This window comes from Campylobacter magnus (assembly GCF_028649595.1).
GTDB lineage: Bacteria > Campylobacterota > Campylobacteria > Campylobacterales > Campylobacteraceae > Campylobacter > Campylobacter magnus.
The window spans coordinates 1-23302 of record NZ_JAQSLK010000007.1; the positions used below are offsets into that span (position 1 = coordinate 1).

A 23302-nucleotide genomic window follows, 5' to 3' on the forward strand; every position below is an offset into this window, starting at 1 on the left:
ATGGCGGTGGGAATTCGTATTTTAGCGGGTATATTGAAAAAATTAGACGCTTGAAATAATGTTTTTATGGTATTTAGAGGGTATTCAATGCTTAAAACCCCTTAGGCACCAAATATCTTATTTATTTCATAATTTCACCATTTTTTAAGACTTTTTATAAAGCAAAAAAACAAATAAGGCAAGAAGCAAATGTTAAAAAAAAACGAAGCACTAGTATTTAGCACCGCAAGGGCTCTAAGAGAGTATAAAAAAAGCCTTTTTGGCTTTGATGTAGCTTTGAATAAATGCTATGATTTGGGCGAGTTTTTTGAGCGAGTTATCATCGTAAATGGGCTAAAAAAAGCAGACACCGCCACCAAACTCTACTGCCTAAAAAACGCTATTTCAAGCGTAAAAGAAGCAAAAGAAGCTTTGGGAATTCCTAGTGAGTTTTTTGCTTTTTTGAAGTGTAGCGAGTATATTTTTAGCTTTTTTAAAGAACTTTGTCTTTTTGGCATTAGTATAGAAAAAATCGAGCTAAAAGATACTTATGATAACTTTGGCGAGCATTTGAGAATTCTAGCTAATCTCTTTAAAGAGTATGAAAAAAATCTTAAAGCAAAGGGCTTTTATGATGAAATAAGCAGTGATTATGAGATAAATGATAGTTTTATCAAAGAATTTTCTAGCATAAAAATCTTTCTTGATGGAATTCCATCAAAGCACGAAATGCAGGTATTTAAACAGATTTCACAACTTTGCGAGCTAAAACTAGGTTTTAAAACCACGGAATTTAACTCCAAGCTTCAAGAGCTAATAACAGAAAGCTTTAATATATCTTTAAAAAATGGCTTTGAATACGAAATAAATGCTAGCGAAAATAAAATCATAAGCGAAGAAAAGTTGGCGCCAAAAAAACCTGAAAGTATAAGAGTTCAAGGCTTTAGCGAGCGTAGTTTGCAATGTGCTTTTGTCTTTGATGAGATTTCACGCATGATAAGAGCAGGTCTAAAGGCTGATGAGATAGCTGTGATTTTGCCTGATGAGAGCTTTGCGCAGATACTTAGAAACATAGATGAAAATAACATGCTAAACTACGCAATGGGCAAAAGTGTGCGAGATGAGCTTGCTTTTTGCGTGCTAAATGCTGTGCAAAATACGCTAAAAAAAGACACCGCCTATCACTACGAGACAAAATATCTAGAATTCTTTAAAAACTCTTATGAAAATCCAGCTGATTTTGGCGCAATTAGCGAACTTTTAAAGCCACTTTATGAGCATAGCACAAATGCTAGCGAGCTAGAAAATGCTTTTAGCAAAGAGCTTTTTAGCCTTGAAATGCTAAGCAAAAACTTACAAACTCTAAAAACCAAAGAGGTTTTGGAGCTAATCTTAGATGCGCTTAGCAAGACAAGTGTGAGCCTAAGTGGCGGCGGTGCTGTGACAGCCATGGGACTGCTAGAAAGCCGTGGCGCAAAGCCAAAAGGCGTGATAATCGTGGATTTTAACGATGATATAGTGCCAAAACGCTCACAAAAAGAGCTGTTTTTAAGCTCAAAGATTAGAGCCAGAGCTGGGCTTATTAGCCACAAAGATAGAGAAAATCTACAAAAAGGCTACTATAATGCGCTAATAAACGGCGCAAAATACCTTAGCATAAGCTTTACGCAAAATGAACAAAGCGTAAAATCTAGGTTTTTAAAAGAACTAGGACTTGATGAGTTTGAACTAAAAAACGATGAGAAAAACTACGAAATTGCTCTAGCTAGACCTGAGAGAATTCTAGAATTCCTAAAGCCAAATTTGCGTGTAGAACATGATTTTTTTGCTTCTGCGCTTTCTTTTTCTCGCCTTAATGCTTTTATGAAATGCCACGAGCTATACTATTACAAATACATTTTAGGGCTAAAAGAGCCAAGAAATCTTGGAGCCTTAAGGGACAGCGCAGATTTTGGCACTACTATTCATAGCGCGTTAGCAAGGTATTTTAGCGAGCACAAAGACAGCTGTGATTATAGACTGCTTTGCTCTATGCTTGATAATGCCTTTAAAGCAAGCTCTAGCATAGATGAGCTTGAGTTTGAGATGCTAAAAGAGAGATTAAAGCGTTTTTGCGAGCTACAAAACGAACATTTTAGCAAGGGCTGGAGAGTAAGTGCGTGTGAAAAAGAGCTAAAAAATGAGTTTTGTGGGATAAAAATCGAGGGCAAAATCGACCGCATAGATATAAATGAAAATGGCGAGCTTTGCGTGATTGATTATAAAACCGGCTCTTTGCCTAAAAACGACTTACAATTACAATTTTATAAGGCACTAAGTGGGGCAAGCAAGGGGTATTTTATAGACTTAAAAGAGAGCATGGACTTTGATGAGAAAAAACCAAGCCAAAGAGCAAAGCCAGTAATCTTAGAAGATGAAATACAAAAGATAAAAGATTTTTTTGCTGGGAGAAATGATGGTTTTGTTTGTAGCTGTGGGGGCAAAGAGCATAATTACTCATTTAAAGAGCTTTTAAAGGGGCAATTATGAAAGAAGATAAAAGATTTTTAGCACTAGAAGCCAGTGCTGGTAGCGGCAAAACCTCAAGTCTAGCGGTGCGCTTTGTAGCATTAATTTTAGATAAGCAAAATGAGCGCTACCAGGTCATTTCAAATATCCTAGCTATAACCTTTACAAACAAAGCCGCAAACGAGATGAAAGAAAAAATCATCAAAACATTTTTAAGTCCGCAAAACTATGAGCTTAGCGATATTTCAGCCTTGCTTGAAATAAGTGTTGATGAGGTAAAAGACCGCTTAACGGAAAGGCAAAAAGATTTTTTATCTAGCGAGCTAAAAATCTACACCTTTGATGCGTTTTTTGCCCAAATTTTAAGACAGTTTAGTTTAAATGTAGGACTTTTGCCTGATTTTAGCAATGGAGAAAATCTAGAAAATCTCATAAACCAAAACCTAATAAAACTACTAAGCAAAGACGAGATAAAAGCCCTAGCAAGATTTATTCTCTCAGCAAATTTCAAAACCGCTGCAAATTTCTTAGAGGTTGCAAAGCAAATGAGCGAGTATGATATAGAAAGCTCACTAATCCCTGCGCCCTCTCAAAGCGCAGTGTGGCAAGCATATGATGAGCTAAAAAAAGCAGCACTTTTAGTTTGTGAGAAAAAAGGCGTAAATGCTTTTAATGAAGTAAAAAACATAAAAGATTTTTACAAACTTCTTTTTGATGAAAAAGAGGCAAAAATAGCTAAAAAGGCTATAGATAAATGTCCCTTTGAAAAAGAAGCTCTAATATCTGCGCTAAAAGCTTATTATCAGGGCTTTTGCGCTCATAAAATTTCTAGCTTTTTTGAAGAGCTTAAAAAATACAAAAAAGCCAGAAAAGAGGCGATAAAAGCAAAAAATGCTATGGATTTTAGCGATGTTTGTGCTTTTGTTTATGAACTGCTTAGAAATGATGAGAAAAAATTTGAGCCAAATGAGCTGTATTTTAGGCTTGATGGTCGCATTGATGATATTTTAATTGATGAGTTTCAAGATACAGATGCTAGGCAGTTTGAGACGCTTTTGCCATTAATCGCTGAAATTTTTGCTGGATATGGGCAAAATGAAAGGCTAGGCAGCTTTTTTTATGTAGGCGATAAAAAGCAGAGCATTTATGCTTTTCGTGGGTCGCACAAAGAGATTTTTGATTATATCAAAGACAGCTGTTTTAAGCAAATCAAGCTTGAGAGCTTAAATATAAATCGCAGAAGCACCGCTAGCATAGTAGATTTTGTAAATGAGACCTTTAGCGGCAAGACCCAAGGCTATAAAGCTCAGCTAAAAGATGAAACTAACCTTGGCAAAGTAGCTGGACTTGTGGATATTTCAAGCTTTGAGTATGATAAAAATGAGAAAAATGATGAGAGCTTTTTTGCCCTGCTTGATAGCAAGGTAGATTTTTTGCTACAGAAGGGCATAAAACCTAGTCAAATCCACATTTTATGCTGGCAAAATGAAGAAATAACCTACATCAAAGAGCATTTACAAAGCCGTGGCATAAAGGTCGCAAGCAGCGCAAAAGAGTTAAAAGCAAGCAGGCAAATTCAAATCTTGCTAGCCTATCTTAGAGCTTGTTTGTGCCCTGATGAGAGTGAGTATTTTTGCGAGTTTTTAGCTCGCTTTGGCATCAGCGCAAAGCCTAAGAAACTAGCATTCAATGACCCTGCTCGTACGCTAAAAATGCTAGGCAAAGAACTAGGGCTAAATTATCTAAGCAAAAACTGCCTAAAACTCTATGAAATCGCTGCTAGCACTAATGATATTTATGAGTTTTTTTATAAAATCCAAAGCGACAGCACCCCGGCTAGCGACACTGATGAGGGCGGCATAAATATCCTAACAGTTCACAAAAGCAAAGGTCTAAGCTTGGAGCATTGCATTGTTTGCGATAGATTTGGCAAGGGCAGAAACGATGATAGCGTGTTTTTAAGCCACTACGACCTAAAAAGCGCAAAGTGGCAAATCACGCTAAATGAGAGAATTCTAGAATTCCTAGGCGATGAAAACTACAAAAACATAAAGGCAAAAATAGAAAAAATCAATGATGATGAGAGATTAAATAAGCTTTATGTCGCATTTACTAGGGCAAAATACAGCCTTTTTATCATCGCAAGAAATGGCGGCGATGGCAACGCTCCAAGCTACTTTAAGCCCTATACCAGCAGCGGGCAGATAAAAGAAGTGCTTGATCTAAAAGATGGTGTGCGTGGGGAGTTTTTCGCTGGCGAAAATAAGCAAGATGAGAGTTTATTTAGCGAGCCTTGCGCGGCTTTTGAGAGAATTCCATGCCAAGAAGTGCCGATAAAAGAAGGCAGCAGGTCTGGCGCAGGGCTAAAAAATATTTATTTTGGACAGGCTTTACACTACGCTTTTGAACTTAGCGGAGAGTTTGATAAAAAGGGCATAGAGCAAGGTCTAGCTCTAGCAAAAAACAAATTTGGCTACTTGCTTGATGAGGAGGCATTTTCTAGCATAAAGGCTAGGATAGCAAGCTTTGCAGAGCTTAAAAAGCAGAAGTTTGCGGACTTTAAGGACTATTTTAAAGAACAAGAGCTGATTTTTAAAGGCAAGCTTTTGCGCCTTGATGCGCTGCTTTTAGGCGAAAATGAGGCTGTGATTTTGGACTTTAAAAGCTCGGTAAATGCTGCTAAAAACAGCAGCGAGCAGATGAAGCTATACAAAAACGCAGTAGAAGCTATCTACAAAAAGCCAGCAACTGCGTATTTTGTGACATTTATGGGCGATGAGTGCTATTTAAAGGACTTGGAATTCTAGAATTCCTTAGCTTGTCATTGCGAGCGAAGCGAAGCAATCTCTAGGAATTCTAGAATTCCGTCAAAATTCCGTGAATTCCGTGAATTCCGTCATTACGGAATTCCGTCAAAATTCTCTACTATGTCATCCCCCAGCCTGACTGGGGGATCTCTATATGGAATTCTAAATTCTTTGTGATGAGATCCCCAGTCAAGCTGGGGGATGACACAAGGCTTAGGAATTCTAGAATTTCCTAAAATTCGTCATTGTGGGAATTCTGTCATTGCGAAAATCGCCGTCATTGCGAGCGAAGCGAAGCAATCTCTAGGAATTCTAGAATTCCCTATTATGTCATCCTCGGGCTTGACCCGAGGATCTCTATAGAAATTCTAAAATTATTTGTGATGAGATCCCCCGATCAAGTCGGGGGATGACACGAGGCTTAGGGAATTTTAGACGGAATTTTGAGTGAGATTGCTTCGGCTTTTTCAAAGCCTCGCAATGACGAATTTTAGGGAATTCTAGAATTCCCTAGCAAATTCCAAAGCTTTTATAAAGCTCTAAATACTCTTTTACTACAATGCTCTCATCGTATTTGCTCTGCGCTATTTGCCTAGCTTTTTGCCCCATGTTAAAAGCCAAATTCTCATCATCCAAAAGCTGCGAGATTTTAGCGGCTAAATCAGCCCCACTTCTTACTTCACACAAAAGCCCAGTTTGCCCATCACACACAGCCTCATCGCAGCCCCTAGCCTTGCTTGCCACGCAAGGCTTAGCCATAGCCATAGCCTCTAAAATCGTGCGTGGAAAGCCCTCAGCGTAGCTTGGCAGCGCATAAATATAGCTTGCGTTTAAAAGAGCCTTTATATTATCGCTCCACGGCAGGTAAAAGACATTTGCGCCTGAACTCAAAAACTCAGTGCTAAATCCAGCCTTGCCCTTTACAGGCGAGCCTACAAAGACAAAGGCGCAGTCCTTTCTGGCACTTAAAATATCAGCCGCTTCGTAAAACTCGCCCACGCCCTTATCTACAAGAGCCCTTGCTGCCATTAGCACGATTTTTTTGCCTTTTAGCTGCTCTAGTTCTGGCGCAGCTAGCTCAGGGCTTGGGGTAAAATCAGCGCAGTTTATGCCCACGCTTTTAATAACCTTGATTTTATCCTTATTGCAAAGCTTTTTTTCGCTAAAAAACTTCGCATCAGCCTCGCTTACAAAAATACAAGCCTTTGCCTTATTTAGCGTGTTTTTATAAAGGTTTTCTAGCACAAAGCGCAAGATTTTATGCTTCCAGCTATCACCTGTGTAAGCAGATCCTAGCCCCTCAACAAGGCAAAAAATATTTTTTATACCTATCATACTAGCTGCCATCGTGCCAAAAACATTGCTTTTATGCGCTGCGCTTTGGAGCATGTCAAGGTGAAGTGGGGCTAGGGCTTTTGCTAGATTTAGAGCGTTTTTACCCACGCGAAGTGGATTTATACTAGCACCATCAATATCATAAAAAACGCACTCAAACTCAGCCCCCACACGCTTTTCATAAGCGCCCTTTGGCATGATAGCATAGACTTTGTGTCCGGCGTCCTTTAAAGCACGCATGATAGGCAATCTAAAATAATAAATGCTCATGTCGCTATGTGATAAAAAACCTATTCTCATTTTATAATCCTTATGTTTTGTTTAAACTCGGCTGGTGGGGCTCTTACCCTTATTGCACCTGCTCTGCGCCTTGATGAATTATGTATTCTATCTTCGGCGCAGATCAGGCACACTAAGGGCAAGTGCCGCACCTTTTTTTATTGGAATTCTAGAATTTTAGCAATTTTTTGTGTAAATTCTACACAATTAAAAAGTTTTAAATGTAAATTCTGCTTTTTTGTTTAAATAAATTTGGTTAAATTTGAGCTGAAAAACAACTGAAAGGATAAAAATATGCAAAACAGAGTAAAAAATGCAGATTTTGCAGCAAAAATCATGGACGCTGACGCAGCAGCTGCCTTGGTGCCAAATGGTGCTTTGGTAGGATTTAGTGGCTTTGTTGGTGCTGGTGCGCCTATTCATCTGCCACTAGCTATTGCAAAAAGAGCAGAGGCTCTTCACGCGCAGGGCAAAGAGTATAAAATCGGCGCACTAACAGGCGCATCAACTGACCCACACTTAGATGGCGATCTAGCAAAAGCAAATGCTGTTAGCTTTCGTTCGCCTTTTATGACTGATCGTGATATGAGAGGCGCGATAAATACAAATGAGACTGAGTATATGGATGTTCATCTTAGCTCTCTAGCACAGCAAGTAGAGGCTGGGTTTTTTGGCGAGATGGACTTTGCTATCATTGAAATTCTAGGTATAAAAGAAGATGGCTCGCTAATCCCATCAACCTCGATCGGCAACAACCAAAACTGGCTAAACTACGCTAAAAAGGTGATCCTAGAAGTAAACTGCGCCCAACCAGAGAGCTTAGAGGGAATTCACGATGTAGCTTGCCTGCCAAAGCCACCTTTTAGAGAGCCAATCAACATAAACCGCCCAAGCGATAGAATCGGCACTCCATATATGAAAGTAGATCCTAGCAAGGTAGTAGCTGTCGTAGTCGGCGAGAGCAAAGATAGAGTAAATAGCTTTACTCCACTTGATGAGGTCTCAATCGCAATCGGCGATAATGTAGTAAAATTTCTACAAAAAGAAGAAGCCGAGGGCCGCCTGCCAAAAGGCAAACTTTTGCCGCTACAATCAGGCATCGGCAATGTAGCAAACGCCGTGCTAGCAGGCTTAGAGCGTGCTGGATATAAAGGTCTTAGCTGCTATACTGAGGTTATCCAAGACGGGCTTTTAGCTCTAATTAAAGCTGGCGTTGTAACAGAGGTTAGCTCAGCCTCGCTTTCACTTAGCCCAGAGGCTATAGAGGATTTTAGAGAAAATATAGAGTTTTACAAAAAGCACATTGTCCTTCGCCCTCAAGAGTTCTCAAACCATCCTGAGGTCATCCGCCGACTTGGCATCATAGGTATGAATGGCATGCTAGAAGCTGACATCTACGGCAATGTAAATAGCACAAACACCATGGGAACGCAAATGATGAACGGTATCGGTGGTTCTGGCGATTTTGCTAGAAATGGCTATATCTCAATCTTTGTTACACCATCAACTGCCAAAGGCGGCGACATCAGCGCAATCGTGCCTTTTGTAGCGCATGTAGATCACACAGAGCACGATACTATGGTAGTAGCTACTGAGTATGGCTATGCTGATCTTAGAGGCAAAAGCCCAAGACAAAGAGCCGCTGAGATGATAAAAATCGCTCACCCAGACTACCGCCCAATGCTACAAGCGTATTTTGATGAGGCGTGCAAAGGCGAGAATGGCAAACCAGCCGGACACACTCCACACATACTAAGCAAAGCTCTAAGCTGGCACGATAAATACAACAAAACCGGCTCAATGAAATAAGTACTTTTTGAAATATTTGCCTAGGAATTCTAGAATTCCTAAATCTAGAATTCCTGAGCAAAAACTAGAATTCCCAAGCAAAAATCACTGGAAATTCTAGAATTCCCCAAAAACGCAGATAAAGCAAGAGAATTCTAGATTTTAGCGGGGTTTTAGGGGCGGCAGCCCCTAAGGGTTTAGGGCGTAGCCCTTATAAAATTTGCGAGCTAGGCTAGATTTATCTAGCCTAAAAGCGAGCAAAATTCTAGAATTCCCTAAAAAATCTAGAATTCCTAGAGATTGCTTCGCTTCGCTCGCAATGACGAAAATTCTAGAATTCCCTAGAATAAATTATCCAAAATTTTTTTCAAAAAGAATACCCCATAACCCCAAGAAAAAAGAATTCCTAAAAATTTTATAAACTCTTAACCAAAATTTAGTTAGAATATATCCCAAAATTTTCAAGGAAATCTAATGCGTATCAAAGCACAACATGCGCCGTTTATCGCGCGCAAAATAGCCTATGAGCTACTAAAATGCGGCTTTGTAAGCCTAAAAAACGGCGGCGATGAAATCACGCAAATCGCTACTGATATCATCCTAAAAGACATAAACGCAGAACGCGCCATAGAAGAGCGCGCTAATGAGCTAATGGACGATAACGAGGGCGATATAGAGTTTATGCAAGTTGACCGCAGGGCGATGTTTGGCATGATCAAAAAGAAACTTGCTTCGCAAATGGGCTTTGAGCTAAATCACGATGAGCGCTACTCTCACATCTCGCACGATATATTAAATACTGCGTGGAAAAAAGACGCACTTGAGTACAATGTAAGCGAAAATAGAGTAAAAAATGTGATTTACTCTGCGATTGAGGGCTATCTTAAAAACTTTGAAAAAGCGCAGCGTGCGGCTTTTGATGAGCTTGAGGGCAAAGAGAAGCTAGCTTATGGCTCGCCTGAGTATGAACTAGCCTTTGAAAAAGCCTACGAAGAACAACTAAGAAAGCACGGGATAATAGGATGAAAGCGTATATTTTTATTGAAGGTGGCGTGTTTTTGTGCGCTGATGCTTTGGGTGCGAGCGGGACTTATACTGGCGAGATGATTTTTAACACATCTATGACAGGCTATCAAGAGATTTTAACTGATCCAAGCTATGCTGGGCAGTTTATCGTCTTTACTATGCCAGAAATCGGCATTGTAGGCACAAACGAAAATGACATGGAAAGCTCTAAAATTCATGCTTGCGGTATGTTTGCAAGACGGCTAAATACCTTTGCTAGCAACTTTCGCTCTACCGCTAGTTTGGATGAGTTTTTAAAATCTCAAGGTAAAATCGCAGTTTATAACATAGACACAAGAGCCCTAACAAAGCTAATGCGTAGCCGTGGAGCTCAAAATATTATTGTCTCAACTGAGATTAGCGATAAAAACGAGCTAGAAGCCCGCTTAAAAACTTCAAAAAAAATCGCTGAAATAGACTTTGTAGCCGAGGTTAGCACAAAAGAGGGTTACACGCACAATAAAGGCGTGTGGAGCTGCGCAAAAGCTGCGTATGAAAGCCCAGAAAAACTAACAAAATGCGTAGCCGTGCTAGACTATGGTGTAAAGCAAAATATCCTAAACGAACTAGTTAGTGCTGGCATCAAAGTAAGGGTCTTTGCCCATGACACAAAGGCTGACGCGTTAATAGATATGTTTAAAAAAGGCGAAATTCACGGCGTGTTTTTAAGCAACGGCCCAGGTGATCCAGTTAGCCTTGGGGCGCAAATCGCAGAGATTAAAAAGCTAATAGAAGCAAAAATTCCTATGTTTGGCATTTGTCTAGGTCATCAGCTGCTCTCAAATGCCTTTGGCTATCCTACTTACAAGCTAAAATTTGGCCAGCACGGCTCAAATCACCCAGTCCAAAATCTAATCACCGGTGCTGTAGAAATTACTAGCCAAAATCACAACTACAATGTCCCTGAGAGCATTGCTGAGGTGGCAAATATCACACACCGCAATCTTTTTGATAATACAATAGAGGGCGTGGCGTATAAAAATGCTCCGGTTTTCTCAGTCCAGCACCACCCAGAAAGTAGCGCAGGACCGCACGAGAGCGAGTATCTTTTTGCGCAGTTTTTAAAAGCACTTTAAGCTTTAAGGAATTCTAGAATTTCTAGGGAATTCTAGAAATTCTAGGGAATTCTAGAATTTCTAGGGAATTCTAGAATTTCGCCTATGGAATTCTAAATTCTATTCTAGGAATTTTAGATTTAGTCTTAGGAATTTTAGAATTCCTATATCAAAATTTCAAAAAGCATTTTATAATGAGTGGCGCATTTATTTTAAACATTATTATCACAGCATTTGTTCTTTCTTTTTCGCATTGTTCTTTTATGTGTGGGGGCTTTAATGTCATTTTAGGTAGGCTTTGTGCTAGCCTTAGTAAGCTTAGCACGCTTGTAATGATGCTGCTTTATCACGCTGGGCGAACCATGGCTTATGCGTGCTTGGGGGCTGTTTTTGGCTATTTTGGTGCTGGGGTGATGAGAGATGCTAGTGCTAAGGGGCTAGTGTTTTTTGGCGCTGGTGTTTTGCTAGTCGTGCTTGGAGTCTCGCTTTTGCTCCGTGGCAAAATGCTAGCTTTTTTTGAAAACTCTTTTATCCAAGGCAAAATCCTAGCCCTTGCTTTAAAACTTCAAAAACGCCGCTATATAGTGCTTCTTGGCTTTTTAAATGGGCTTTTGCCTTGCGGGGTGGTTTATACATTTTTGGCTATGAGCTTTTCGCTTGGCTCAGGCGCACTCTCAGCGCTTGTGATGGTACTAGCTGGGCTTTGCACTACGCCTGCGCTGCTTTTTTACGCCCTGCTCTCACGCTTTTTTACCCAAAGACTGCGCTTTATTTTTGAGCTACTCTCAGCCCTTTTGGTTTGCGCTTATGGACTTTATTTAGCATTTAAAGGCTATATGTTATTGTAGGAATTCTAGATTTTCTGGGGGTTAGGGGGTGTCTTTTTATGGAATTCTAGAATTCCTAGTGATTTTTGACTAAGAATTTTAGAATTTTGCTCGCTTTTAGGCTAGATAAATCTAGCCTAGCTCGCTAGTTTTATAAGGGCTACGCCCTAAACCCTTAGGGGCTGCCGCCCCTAAAACCCCGCTAAAATTTGTGATATTTTTAGTCTTAGGAATTTTAGAATTCCTTAAAATAAAAAATACCCCATAACCCCAAAAAAGCCTAGGAATTTTAGAATTCCCAAAGTGAATTCCTTAAACTAGAATTTCATATAGAGATCCCCCAGTCAAGCTGGGGGATGACACAAAGCTTGGGAATTCTAGAATTCTTAAATGATATAAACGCAAAAAGCCCCTAGGAATTCTAGATTTTAGTCAAAAAGAAATCTGCCTCTATCTCCATTGCTTTGGTATTGTCTTGGCTCTGCTTTCCAGCCGTATTCTTGGTATTCTTTTGGGCAGCTAGATATTGAGACGCGCTGTATATCAAGCAAGTTTGAGAGCTGGCCCTCTAAAAACTTAGCTTTGCCATATTTTTTCTCAGCCCTTGCCTTGCCTGCCTCGTTATAAAGCTTACAGATTCTAAGCTCAAAGTCGCTTAATTTAGCAGCATTTGCCACGCCAAAAGCACAAAGTGCTAAAATTAGTATTTTTTTCATTTTTTATCCTTTGTTTGAGTTTTTTGGGTATCTTTTTTTGGGTTTAGAAAATCTTTTAGTGCTGAGTACTCGCTAGCACTAAAATACCGCCATTTGCCCTCTTTTAAAGTATCCAAGCTAAGAGAGCCAAAGGCCACACGCTTTAGATCCATCACAGGCAGGTCAAAATAGCCAAAAAAGCGTCTTAGCTCCCTGTTTTGCCCCTCTTTTATGATGACTCTAAGCCTTGTATAAGGTCCGCTTTGACTAACTACCTTAAAGGCTAGAAAAGGCGCAAACTCCATGCTTTTTATCTTTGTTTTTGCGTGAGCGCCTTTTGTGGCATCAGCGGCTTTTAGGCCGTTTCTCATGGCTTCAAAGACTACCTCGCCGACCTGCCCTTTAACCTTGACATAGTACTCACGCTCTAAGTCACTTTTTTCTAGTGCGTGGGCTACCTTTGGGCTGTCTGTAAGTATGAGTAGGCCGCTGCTAGCATAGTCTAGCCTGCCTACAAAGCAAAAGTGCTTAAAGCCATTTGGCAAGCTATCAAAAATAACCTCTCTGCCTCGCTCGTCGCTGTGGCTAACGATTTGCCCTTTTGGTTTGTGATAGACTATGGCTGTAAAGCCATCTTTTTGCGTGATTTTGCGGCCGTTTATGTACACGGGCGAGCCCTCTTTATACTGCGTGCCAAGCTCGGTTACTACGCTATTTCCTATGCGGACTTTACCCTCTTTTATTAGCTCGTCAGCAGCCCTGCGAGAGTAGTTTGTGTTTGCGGCGATGTATTGATTTAAGCGCATTTTATAGTCCTAGTGCTGTTAGGTCGTGGATGTGAAGCACGCCTATTGGCTTATTTTCTTTTGTGATGATTAGGATTTGGATTTTGTTTTCTTGGAGAATTTTTAGAGCATCGTAGGCTAGAGTGTTCTCATCGCTTAGTGTTTTTGGGCTTTTTGTAGCGAAATTTAGAGCCTTTGCATTTAAATCAAAGCTAGGATTTTCTAAGGCTCTGCGCAAGTCTCCATCGCTGATTATCCCAGCTAGTTCTCCGCTAGCATTAAGGATAATAGCAGAACCTAGCTTGCCAGTACTCATAGCTGAGATTGCTTCTTTTAGGCTGGCGTTTTCATTTACGATAGGCAGATTTTCTTTTCGCATGACATCGTGGACTTTTAAAAATAGTCTTTTGCCAAGCGCACCGCCTGGATGAAAAGCTGCAAAGTCTGTGATAGCAAAGTTTTTTAGCTTCATGAGTGATAGTGCTAGCGCATCGCCAAGAGCTAAAGTAAGTGTGGTAGACACGCTTGGTGCGGCGTTAAATGGACAGGCCTCACGCTCTATATCTAGGCTTAGATTGACATCGCTTAGGCGAGCAAGCGAGCTATTTTCTTTACTCATGGCGATGACTTTTACGCCACGAGCCTTGATGTGTGGGAGTATGGCTAGCAGCTCGCCGCTCTCACCGCTATAGCTGATAGCTAGGATGATATCACCATCTGCTATCATACCAAGGTCGCCGTGCATAGCCTCTGTAGGGTGTAAAAAAAACGCAGGCGTGCCGGTGCTAGCTGCGGTGGCGGCAATTTTTGCGCCGATGTGTCCGCTTTTGCCTACGCCTGTTACTATTAGCTTGCCTTTGGCGTTTTTTATAAGCTCTAGAGCCTTACAAAACCTAGAATCAAGGCTGTTTGCGTGTCTTTCTAGCTCGCTAGCCTCTAAGCGCAAAATATCTTTTGCGAAGTTTAAAATATCCATTTTCATCCTTTTAATCTGCTTTATTTTAGCAAAAAGAAGTAAAATTTTTGCTATTTATTCTAGAATTCTAAAAGAAAACTTATAAAAATTTAGTAATTTTTTTTAAAAAAATTTTTTAAATGCTTTTATGATAGAATATCAAAAAATTTAAAGGCTTAAAAATGCAAAAGAAAAAAATCCTTGTTTTAGGCGGCGGATATGCAGGCTTGGAGTGCACCTTGCGCTTAGAAAAACTGCTAAGAGATGATGAAGCTGAGGTCACGCTAATCTCAAAGCACGACTATCACTATCAAAGCACGCTTTTACACCGCGTGGCACTTGGCACTTATAGTGCTAGAAAAGCGAGAATTTTTTATAGAAAAATTCTTAAAAAAGCCTTGTTTATCAAAGATACAATCACAAAAATAGATATAAATGAAAAAAAGGTAAATGGAAATATAGGCTGCTATGAATACGATTATTTGGTAATTTCGCTTGGTTTTGAGCCAAATTATTTTGGCATTGAGGGCGCAGACAAGCACACCTTTGCCCTTGCTACTATCAACTGGGCGACAAAAATGCGCCACGAGCTTGAGACGAAATTTAAGGACTTTGATGGCAGTAAGGACCCAAATGATCTTAGTTTTGTAGTGGTTGGAAGCGGTTTTACTGGCGTGGAGTTTGCTAGCGAACTAGGTGATAGAGCAAAAGAGCTTTGCGAGATTTGTGGCATTGCGTCAAGTCTAGTAAAAATCACGCTAGTATCTCGTGGAGAGCAGATTTTGCCTATGTTTAGCCCAGCACTTAGTGCCAAAGCTCGCACAAAAATCCTCAAAAAAGGCGTAGATATCGTGCGTGGAGAGGTGATAAAGTGCCAGAGCGATGGTGTGATTATCCGTACAGATGAGGGCGAGAAAAAGATAAATGCAAACACGACTTTGTGGAGCGCAGGTGTAAAAGGCTCAAGCATAATAAGTGCTTCAGGCATTGAGAGCAAAAATGATAGAGTGCTAGTAGAGCCTGATTTGCGTATGCCAGGGCAAGAAAATGTCTTTGTGCTAGGTGATTGTGCAAGTGCTAAAAAGCGTGATATCATCCACGCTCCAACCGCACAGCTAGCCTGTCAAATGGGCGCACACGCAGCAAAATCACTAGTTGCTCTGCTAAGAGGCAATAAAACAAAAGAGTTCAACTTTAATCATAAAGGCACGGTTTGTTCTATCGGGCACACAGATGCGGTGGGCTTTGCCTTTGGCGTTGGCATTGCTGGCGAGGTGGCAGCTTTTCTTAAAAACTTCATTGAAAATAAATGGCTTTATTTTATCGGCGGTCTAAGCTTGGTTATCAAAAAAGGTCAATTTAGATTTAGAAGTAGCGACTAACTTTGGTATTTCATTATTTTAGATATTTGTTCTATGTGAAACATATTTGATTTTATCTAGAATTCCCTAGGGAATTCTAGAATTCTAGGAATAACTTTTGTTTGATATTTTGGGAATTCTAGATAAAGGAATACACATGAAAATCTCACAAATTTTCAAATCAAACTTTAAGCACTTACAGCACTCAAAAAAAAATAATAAACGCAAATGATGTAAACCCTACAAATGCTAATAGCGATGAAATGTATGCCCTAAATCTAAAAGAAAATAATAAGGCTAGTTTTGAAGATACTGTGCTAAAAGTAGCTATGTCTGAGGTAAAATCTCGCGTGGAAAATGAGTATAGAGAGACTTTTAGTAAGGATACCAAGCTAGACTGGAAAGCGCTAATAAGCGATATAATCGCACAATCAAGCTCAAACTGGGACTACGAAAATAAAGCAAAATGGCAAAATTTTTTAGAGCTTTTGGGCTAAAAACATTTTGGAATTCCAAAATTTTAGCCTTAGCTAGCAAGTTTCTAAGGCTAAAATTACATTATATTATAGAATTCTAACATGTGATTATATACGATTGGATTTAAGTCTTTTTGCATATTCATAAACTCTTTTAACATTGATTTTAAATCAATTTTGCGCTCAATATCGTTAAAGGTGTAAAAATTGTCATTTCTCACGCCTGCTGATGCGCTTAGAAAATCGCGCAAAGCAGAGCTGGTTTTGCCTATTTTATCATTGTGTGAACTATAAGCTAAAAGCTCAAAATAGCTAGCCGAACTAGGATTTACTTCATTTACATTTACGCTGTATTCTTTCACCCCGCCTTCATTATCCCATGCTTTTACGATATACTCGCCATCGCTTTTCTCAAAAACGCTCGCTGAACCGCCATTTGCTAGTGTAGTGCTAGTAAGTGCTTTATTGCCTTTTTCATCATGTATTTTAAGTGTAAAGGTATTTAGCATATCGCCAAAAGTACTAGAATTCTCACTTTTTGAGCTAGTGTATTTTGTATTTATAAAATAATTTTGATTTGAAATTTGATTTAGCATAGCATGATCCTTTCTATATTTCTAAGCAAAAGCGTGCCATGAGTAAAACTCAGCCGTTTTTTTTCTCTTTTTTTTGGAATTCCAAAACTGAGTTTAAAAGCAAAGATATTTTGCTCTAGATTCTATATTTTTACATCAAGCAAATTATCTTTGTTTTTTCTTTTTGCTTTTCTAGTCTGCGTTTTTCTTGTAATTTTTCTAGTTCTTCAAGCAGTTTTTGCGTGGCTGATTTTTGCTCTTTTGCATCGCCACTTTGACCTATAGACCAGCCGCTTACAGAACCATCATCGTTTATTATTGTTCCACTTGCTACGATTTTGCCACCAAACCAATCGTGTGTGATTGGCTTTAACTCGTTTAAATCATAGAGCAAAGCTTCGTATTTTTCACGCTCGGCTGGGTCGTTTGCCATTTTTTGTAGAATTCTAGGGCTTATTGCGACATTGCCGTGTCCTTGTCCGCCAGGCTGAGTGCCGATACCTATCTTTAAATTGCTAAATTTAGAGCTCAAATCCATTAAAAGCTCGTTTTTGCCCGTTTTCTCAAAGTTTTGAGACTTGGCAAAATTATAAGCATTTTCGCTTACATACAATTTTTCGCTACCTATATTACCCATTGCTTTTATACTCATTTTTATACTCCCTTATTAAAATGAAAAAGGTATTATAGCGCCCTCTTTTTTTCTTAAAAAAAGGGCTTAAACTCAGCCGTTTTTTTTCTCTTTTGCTAGTGTGTGGATGATAAGTCCAAGCCCCAAGGCAACCACTACTACTAAAAAGCCGATTTGTGCTATATCAAGCGTTGTCATATTTTACCTTTTCTCTTAGCTGTCCGCAAGCAGCTGAAATATCAAGTCCCTTGCTCTCTCTAATCGTGCAAGTCACACCCTTACTTCGCAAAAAATCACGGAATTTTTCCACATCGCTCATAGCTGGACGCTTAAACTCACTGCCCTCGTGCGGATTAAAAAGTATGAGATTTACCTTTGCTTTTATGCCATTTAGCAGTTTTACTAGCGTTTTTGCGTCACTCTCGTGGTCATTTACGCCGCCAAGCACAAGGTATTCAAACATAATTCGCTTTCGCTGATCGATCGGGAATTCCCTGATAGCCTCCATCACAGCAGCGATATTGTAGGCTTTATTTACTGGCATTAGCTTATCTCGCAGCTCGTCATTTACAGCATGAAGTGAAATCGCTAAAAGCACGCCTAGATCATGCTCGCCAAGTTTTTTTATCTGGCTTGCTAAGCCACTTGTGCTTATAGTTTGGCGTCTTGCGCCTATGGCAAGTCCGTCATTTTCTTTTAGAATTTCTACTGCTTTTTTGACATTTTCAAAGTTATCTAGCGGCTCGCCCATACCCATATATACGACATTTACTCGCCTTTCATAGGGAATTTCATTTGCCCTTTTTATATATAGGATTTGCCCCACGATTTCGCCTGCGCTTAGATTTCGCACAAAGCCACCCTTTGCTGTGAAGCAAAATGCACAGCCCATTTTACAGCCCACTTGCGAACTAACACAGATTGTGTATCTTGCGTGGCGTTTTAGCTCTCCATTTTCATCACTTAGCTCTTCTTTCATCGGTAGTAGCACACTCTCAACCGTCTTGCCATCATGCAGGGCAAAAAGGTATTTTTTGCTACCATCTCTACTGATTTCGCATTTTACTTCACGCACGCTATCAATGGTGTAGCTTTTTGTTAGCTCGTCTCTCATCGCAGCTGGTAGATTGCTCATTTGTGTGAATTCTACTGCGCCTTTTTTATAAATCCACTCGTAAATCTGCTTAGCACGAAAGCTAGGTTTTACCATACTTTCAAGCTCTTTTTTACTAAAATCTAATATAGTTTTCATTTATATAATTCTCCAAAATATCCATTGCTTTTTTGTGATTTTTGATAAAATCATTATGAGCGTTTTCATCGCAAAAGTTTGTAGCGCAAAACACTCCAAAAACTGGAATTCCAAAGCTTTTTGCTACTTCGCAAACGCTAAAAAACTCCATATTCTCAGCCACTAGTCCTCGCTCATAAAACTTGCTAGCCACGCTTTTATCAGTTGTGATAAAATTTGAGCTATTTATTTTTGTTTCATGTGGAACATCGCAATTTAAAGGCGAATACGAAAGCCCCAAAAGCTCGCTAATTTCAATATTCACAGCAGTCTTGCTCTTTATAATATCAAAAATTTCGCCCTTTTTATAAAGCCCGCAAGTGCCTACAAAAATCACTTTTTCAAAACTAGAATTCCTAGCTAGAATTTTAGTTAAGTTCATAGCTGAGCTTACAAGCCCCACGCCTATACTCTTAGCAAAGTCCCAAACTTCGCCATTTCCAGCACACAGAAATAAAATATTTTTATCCATTTTTACTATCCAAAAGCTAAGGAATTCTAGAATTCCTTAATCTAGAATTCCTTAATTCTAGAATTCCTTAAATTCTAGAATTCCTACACTCTCACACTTATGCCATTTGCGCTTAGATATTCTTTTAGGGTTTTTATTTCTATTTCTTTGTAGTGAAAGATGCTAGCTGCTAATGCCGCATCCGCCCCACATCTAAAAACATCTAGTATATGCTCCATGCTCCCAGCCCCGCCGCTAGCGATGACAGGCACACTTACAAGGCTAGAGATTTTGCTAGTAAGTTCTATGTCAAATCCAGCCTTAGTCCCATCGCTGTCCATGGATGTAAGCAGTATCTCGCCAGCACCAAGCTGGGCTACTTTTTTTGCCCAAAGATACGCATCAAGCCCTGTATCAATACGGCCGCCGTTTATAAATACATTGTGCGAATTTTTTGTTTTTTTAGCATCGATTGCCACCACCACGCAAGAACTGCCAAATTTATTTGCTGCTTGCTCCACCAAGCTAGGATTTTTTATAGCAGCTGAGTTTAGGCTGATTTTATCACAGCCTGCGTTTAAAAGGCGCGAAATATCATCAATACTGCGAATTCCCCCACCCACAGTAAGCGGGATAAAAAGCGTTTTAGCCACTTTTTCTACGATATGAACGATAGTATCACGCTCTTCATGACTTGCGGTAATATCCAAAAAGCACAGCTCATCAGCGCCCTCATCATTGTATCTTTTTGCGATTTCTACTGGGTCGCCTGCGTCTTTTAAGCCTACAAAATTCGTGCCTTTTACCACCCTGCCGTCTTTTACATCCAAACAAGGTATTATTCGTTTAGCAAATTTATTCATTACTCAGCCTTTTTTAGCTAGTATTTTAGCTAAAAATTCTATAAAAACAAAAATGAAAAAACAAAATCCTTTTATTGCGCTAAAAAACCGCAATTTTCTAATTTACTGGCTAGGACTTGGCATTAGCCAAAGTGGCACTTGGATGCAAAACATCGCTCAGCCGTGGCTAGCACTCATTATTACAAACGACCCATTGCTAGTAGGCTTTGTAAGCGCAGCGCAGTTCGTGCCGATAATGCTATTTTCGCTATTTTCAGGTGCTCTTATAGATAAAATAAAAGACAAAAAACGCATTTTATATCTTACCCAAGGCGGTCAATGTTTGGTCTCTCTCATCTTTGCGCTTAGTGTGTTTTTTGATTTTGCTAGCTATGCTTTGGTACTTAGCCTTGCCTTTGCTATGGGTGTATTTAATAGCCTTGATAGCCCTACTCGCCACGCTTTTATCTACGAGCTTGTCTGTGATAGAGCTATTTTACAAAACGCAGTTGCGCTAAATGCAATGGCTGTTAGCGTCTCACGCATCGCTGGACCTAGTTTAGCTGGGCTTGTGATGGCAAGTCTCGGGATAGGGGCGTGCTTTTTGGCAAATACTATTTCTTTTGTAGCAATTTTTTGCTCTTTGTTTTTGGTTCATCTAAAAGCCCCAGACAAGCTAAACCTGCAAAAACAAAATGTTCTAAGTGCTGTAAAATCAGCTCTAATCTACATAAAAAAGCGAGATATTTTGCTTACACCTTTGCTAATCTTGCTGATTTTTGCTACTTTGATACCAAATTATTCTGTGAGCGTCTCGGCGCTCGTGCGTTTTGAGCTTGGCGGTAGCGATAGCGATTTTGGCTATCTTATGGCTTGGATCGGCGTGGGTGCGCTTATGGGGGCTTTGGGCTCAGCTTTTATGAGTAGAGTTAGCTTAAAAATCATTTATTTTGGCCCTTTTGCTTGTGCGTTTTGGCTTTTTTGCGTGGGACTTGCGCCTAGTATTTTTTGGGCTGGAGTGGGGCTGATTTTTACAGGATTTAGCTTTATAATGAGCCTAAACGCAATAAATGCTTGTTTACAGCTGTTTTCAAGGGCGGAATTTCGTGGGCGAGTGATGAGTGTTTATAGCTTGTTTTTCTTGGGTTCTACACCGCTTGGAGCGTGGTTTGCTGGCTACTTGGCTAGTGAGTTTGGCTCTAGGCAAGGGCTTTTTATTTGTTCTATTTTAACAGTGATTTTGCTTATTTTACTTTTTGCGCTAAAATACATTTTCTCAAACAAAAAAGGATAAATCTAGAATTCCTAGGCTAAAATTCTTAGGAATTCTAGATTTATTAAAAAATATAAAGGATAAAAATGAGCGAGCAAATGACAATATACGGCTACTCAAAGCTAAACGATGAGCTAAAAAATCTAAAACTAAAAGAACGCCCTGAGTGTATAAAAGAGCTTGATATTGCGCGTTCTCACGGTGATTTGAAAGAAAATGCTGAGTATCAAGCAGCAAGAGAACGCCAAAGATTTATCGATAACCGCATAAGCGAGCTTGGCGATATCATCGCAAACGCAAAAGTCATCGACCCTAGCAGCTACGCCCACGATAGCGTGAAATTTGGCTCAAAGGTGGTTTTTGAGGATATGGATAGCGGCGATGAGAAGTGCTATACCATCGTTGGTAGCGTAGAGAGTGATTTAAATAGGGGGCTTATTAGCATTGAAACACCGCTTGCAAAGCAGCTTCTTGGCAAAAAAGAAGGCGATCAAATAGAACTAAGCTTACCAAAAGGCAAAAGCGAGATTGAGATAATTAGCATTAGCTACGAACCTATTGATTTTGAGGGCAAAAAATGAGCATAAAGGTAGGAATTTTAGGCGTTTCAGGCTATACAGGTTTGGAGCTTGTAAAGCTGATTTTAGCTCATCCGCACTTTGAGCTTAGCTATGCTGGGGCTAGCAGCGAGAGTAGGCTTAGCGAACTTTTTCCTCAGCTAAGGGGCGTTTTTGATATGAGCGTAGAAGTAGCTGATATTTCGCAGATAAAAAAGCGTTGTGAGCTAGTATTTACAGCACTTCCACACATGCAAAGCATGAAATACATAAAAGAGCTAAGAGAACATGTAAAAATCGTAGATCTCTCGGCTGATTATCGTATTAGCTTAGAGAATTTTGAGGCAAATTACGGCGAGCACACAGACGCTAAAGGGCTAGAAAGTGCTGTTTATAGCGTGCCTGAGCTTCACAGACACTCTCTTAAAAACTGCTCGCTTGTAGCAAATCCAGGCTGCTATCCTACAGCAAGTCTTTTAGCCCTTGCTCCCTTTGCTAAGATGATTGATGAAAAAGCCGGCGTTTTCATAGATGCAAAAAGTGGTGTAAGCGGCGCAGGCAAAAGCCTAAAAGCTAGCTCGCATTTTATTAGCGTAGATGAGAACGCAAATGCCTACTCGCCGCTTACTCACCGCCACGCAGCTGAGATAAAAGAGCATTTTTACGCACTTGGTGGGGCTGGGGATGTGCTTTTTGTCCCACATTTGCTGCCGCTAAATCGTGGAATGCTTGCAAGCGTGTATATCACGCTTAAAGAGCAGTTTTCGCAGATTAATCCCCTTGATGTGCTAAATGATTTTTACAGCAAAGAAAGCTTTATTCGTATTTGCTCTGAGCCACCGCAGATAAAAAATGTCGCTGGTACGCATTTTGCTGATCTAAGTGCTTATAAAAGTGGCGATAAAATCGTAGTTTTAAGCGCAATTGATAATCTACTTCGTGGGGCAAGCTCGCAAGCTTTGGCAAATGCAAATATAATTTGCGGTTTTGATGAAAGTCTAGCCCTGCCTCGCTTAGCGCATTTTGTCTAGCGCTAGGGAATTCTAGAATTCCTTAGCACATATCAGCACATATCTAGGAATTCTAGAATTCCTAGATATTTTTTTAAAAAATTTACATAAATTTCATAAAAATTTGCTTAAACATTCTTTTATTTAAGATATTTTTTGTATAATAAGGCTATTAACAAAAATTTAAGGATATACATGAGTGTTAACACTGAGAAATTCGTCCAAGAAAATGACTTTCTAGTCTCAAAAACCGATACAAAAGGTATCATCACTTACTGCAATCAAGCCTTCATAAAAATCGTAGGCGCAAAAGAAAGTGAACTTCTAGGTAAAAATCACAACATCGTCCGCCATCCAAATATGCCAAAGATAGTTTTCAAGCTACTTTGGGATACTGTTACGAAAAAAGATGAAATCTTTGCTTATGTTAAAAACCGCACTTTTGATGGCAGCTTTTACTGGGTGTTTGCAAATATTACACCTTCGCTTGATGTAGATGGCAACATCATCGGCTACTACTCAGTACGCAGAAAGCCAAATCCAAAAGCCCTAAGCATCATCGCCCCACTATACGAAAAGCTGCTAGAGGCTGAGAAAACAGGCGGCATGAAAGCCTCAGAGCAACTGCTAGCAAAAACGCTAAAAGACCTTGGCACTACTTATGATGAGCTAATGAATAATCTACAAAGAAAAAAATAAGGAAGCAAAAATGTTTGGTAAAAAACAAGATGAAAAACTAAATGAAATCCTAAAAGTG

22 protein-coding genes are annotated in these 23302 nt (G+C 39.8%); 12 read left to right on the forward strand and 10 right to left on the reverse strand.

From position 1 onward, the window contains the following. The first annotated feature begins 189 nt into the window (after positions 1-189). Positions 190-2508 (forward strand): PD-(D/E)XK nuclease family protein, encoded by a 2319-nt coding sequence (locus PTQ34_RS07755; protein WP_273933009.1) that lies wholly within the window; start codon positions 190-192, stop codon positions 2506-2508. Next, entirely contained in the window at positions 2505-5294 is a 2790-nt protein-coding gene (locus PTQ34_RS07760) for a RecB-like helicase (RefSeq protein ID WP_273933011.1), read from the forward strand. Before PTQ34_RS07755 ends, PTQ34_RS07760 begins: the two co-directional genes overlap by 4 nt. 510 nt (positions 5295-5804) lie before the next feature. Here the strand turns inward: PTQ34_RS07760 and PTQ34_RS07765 are convergent. Continuing rightward, positions 5805-6929, reverse strand: coding sequence for a glycosyltransferase family 4 protein (locus PTQ34_RS07765; protein WP_273933013.1), 1125 nt, complete (start codon positions 6927-6929; stop codon positions 5805-5807). Continuing rightward, complete coding sequence (locus tag PTQ34_RS07770; protein WP_273933015.1) at positions 6926-7051, reverse strand: hypothetical protein; 126 nt, start codon at positions 7049-7051, stop codon at positions 6926-6928. The genes PTQ34_RS07765 and PTQ34_RS07770 overlap by 4 nt, the downstream gene beginning before the upstream one ends. Before the next feature lie 151 nt (positions 7052-7202). Between PTQ34_RS07770 and PTQ34_RS07775 the strand changes: the two genes are divergently transcribed. The 4 genes from PTQ34_RS07775 (at position 7203) to PTQ34_RS07790 (ending at position 11664) form a co-directional block, all read left to right on the forward strand. Then, complete coding sequence (locus tag PTQ34_RS07775) at positions 7203-8717, forward strand: succinate CoA transferase (protein WP_273933017.1); 1515 nt, start codon at positions 7203-7205, stop codon at positions 8715-8717. Between the two features lie 453 nt (positions 8718-9170). Next, the gene (locus tag PTQ34_RS07780; RefSeq protein WP_273933019.1) at positions 9171-9722 is read left to right on the forward strand and encodes a DUF507 family protein; all 552 of its coding nucleotides are present in this window, start codon (positions 9171-9173) and stop codon (positions 9720-9722) included. Next, positions 9719-10837, forward strand: coding sequence for a glutamine-hydrolyzing carbamoyl-phosphate synthase small subunit (gene carA, locus PTQ34_RS07785; RefSeq protein ID WP_273933020.1), 1119 nt, complete (start codon positions 9719-9721; stop codon positions 10835-10837). Before PTQ34_RS07780 ends, carA begins: the two co-directional genes overlap by 4 nt. A gap of 173 nt (positions 10838-11010) precedes the next feature. Continuing rightward, on the forward strand, positions 11011-11664 hold the full coding sequence (locus PTQ34_RS07790; protein ID WP_273933022.1) for a sulfite exporter TauE/SafE family protein: 654 nt from the start codon (positions 11011-11013) through the stop codon (positions 11662-11664). A gap of 407 nt (positions 11665-12071) precedes the next feature. Here PTQ34_RS07790 and PTQ34_RS07795 read toward each other — a convergent pair whose 3' ends face one another. From PTQ34_RS07795 to PTQ34_RS07805, 3 genes are read right to left on the reverse strand one after another with little or no spacing between them, the layout of a single operon-like run. Continuing rightward, positions 12072-12359 carry a hypothetical protein gene (locus tag PTQ34_RS07795; RefSeq protein WP_273933024.1) on the reverse strand — a complete coding sequence of 96 codons (288 nt, stop codon included), beginning with the start codon at positions 12357-12359 and terminating at the stop codon, positions 12072-12074. Then, positions 12356-13144 (reverse strand): pseudouridine synthase, encoded by a 789-nt coding sequence (locus PTQ34_RS07800; RefSeq protein WP_273933026.1) that lies wholly within the window; start codon positions 13142-13144, stop codon positions 12356-12358. Before PTQ34_RS07800 ends, PTQ34_RS07795 begins: the two co-directional genes overlap by 4 nt. A 1-nt stretch (position 13145) precedes the next feature. Continuing rightward, complete coding sequence (locus tag PTQ34_RS07805; RefSeq protein WP_273933029.1) at positions 13146-14099, reverse strand: KpsF/GutQ family sugar-phosphate isomerase; 954 nt, start codon at positions 14097-14099, stop codon at positions 13146-13148. 161 nt (positions 14100-14260) lie between these two features. On the opposite strand from PTQ34_RS07805, the gene PTQ34_RS07810 reads away from it, so the two are divergent. Beyond that, positions 14261-15460 (forward strand): NAD(P)/FAD-dependent oxidoreductase, encoded by a 1200-nt coding sequence (locus PTQ34_RS07810; RefSeq protein WP_273933031.1) that lies wholly within the window; start codon positions 14261-14263, stop codon positions 15458-15460. Positions 15461-15702: 242 nt separating this feature from the next. Continuing rightward, positions 15703-15936, forward strand: a complete 234-nt coding sequence (locus PTQ34_RS07815; protein ID WP_273933032.1) for a hypothetical protein — start codon at positions 15703-15705, stop codon at positions 15934-15936. Between the two features lie 56 nt (positions 15937-15992). On the opposite strand, the gene PTQ34_RS07820 is transcribed toward PTQ34_RS07815, so the two are convergent. The 5 genes from PTQ34_RS07820 to hisF all read right to left on the reverse strand — a co-directional run bounded on the left by PTQ34_RS07820 (position 15993) and on the right by hisF (position 19726). Then, positions 15993-16511 (reverse strand): hypothetical protein, encoded by a 519-nt coding sequence (locus PTQ34_RS07820; RefSeq protein WP_273933033.1) that lies wholly within the window; start codon positions 16509-16511, stop codon positions 15993-15995. A gap of 130 nt (positions 16512-16641) precedes the next feature. Further along, a complete protein-coding gene (locus PTQ34_RS07825) occupies positions 16642-17142 on the reverse strand; it encodes a DUF6033 family protein (RefSeq protein ID WP_273933034.1) in 501 nt (166 codons plus the stop codon). A gap of 163 nt (positions 17143-17305) precedes the next feature. Then, a complete protein-coding gene (rlmN, locus tag PTQ34_RS07830; RefSeq protein ID WP_273933035.1) occupies positions 17306-18373 on the reverse strand; it encodes a 23S rRNA (adenine(2503)-C(2))-methyltransferase RlmN in 1068 nt (355 codons plus the stop codon). Further along, positions 18351-18884 (reverse strand): nucleoside phosphorylase-I family protein, encoded by a 534-nt coding sequence (locus PTQ34_RS07835; RefSeq protein ID WP_273933036.1) that lies wholly within the window; start codon positions 18882-18884, stop codon positions 18351-18353. Before PTQ34_RS07835 ends, rlmN begins: the two co-directional genes overlap by 23 nt. Positions 18885-18967: 83 nt before the next feature. Further along, positions 18968-19726, reverse strand: coding sequence for an imidazole glycerol phosphate synthase subunit HisF (hisF, locus tag PTQ34_RS07840; protein ID WP_273933037.1), 759 nt, complete (start codon positions 19724-19726; stop codon positions 18968-18970). Between the two features lie 52 nt (positions 19727-19778). Here hisF and PTQ34_RS07845 point away from each other — a divergent pair, with 52 nt between their 5' ends. The 4 genes from PTQ34_RS07845 to PTQ34_RS07860 all read left to right on the forward strand — a co-directional run bounded on the left by PTQ34_RS07845 (position 19779) and on the right by PTQ34_RS07860 (position 23244). Then, the gene (locus PTQ34_RS07845; RefSeq protein WP_273933038.1) at positions 19779-20999 is read left to right on the forward strand and encodes an MFS transporter; all 1221 of its coding nucleotides are present in this window, start codon (positions 19779-19781) and stop codon (positions 20997-20999) included. 65 nt (positions 21000-21064) lie between these two features. Next, positions 21065-21559, forward strand: coding sequence for a transcription elongation factor GreA (greA, locus tag PTQ34_RS07850; RefSeq protein ID WP_273933039.1), 495 nt, complete (start codon positions 21065-21067; stop codon positions 21557-21559). After that, positions 21556-22566, forward strand: coding sequence for an N-acetyl-gamma-glutamyl-phosphate reductase (gene argC, locus PTQ34_RS07855; protein ID WP_273933040.1), 1011 nt, complete (start codon positions 21556-21558; stop codon positions 22564-22566). Before greA ends, argC begins: the two co-directional genes overlap by 4 nt. 174 nt (positions 22567-22740) lie before the next feature. Then, positions 22741-23244, forward strand: a complete 504-nt coding sequence (locus tag PTQ34_RS07860; protein ID WP_273933041.1) for a PAS domain-containing protein — start codon at positions 22741-22743, stop codon at positions 23242-23244. Positions 23245-23302 lie beyond the last annotated feature (58 nt).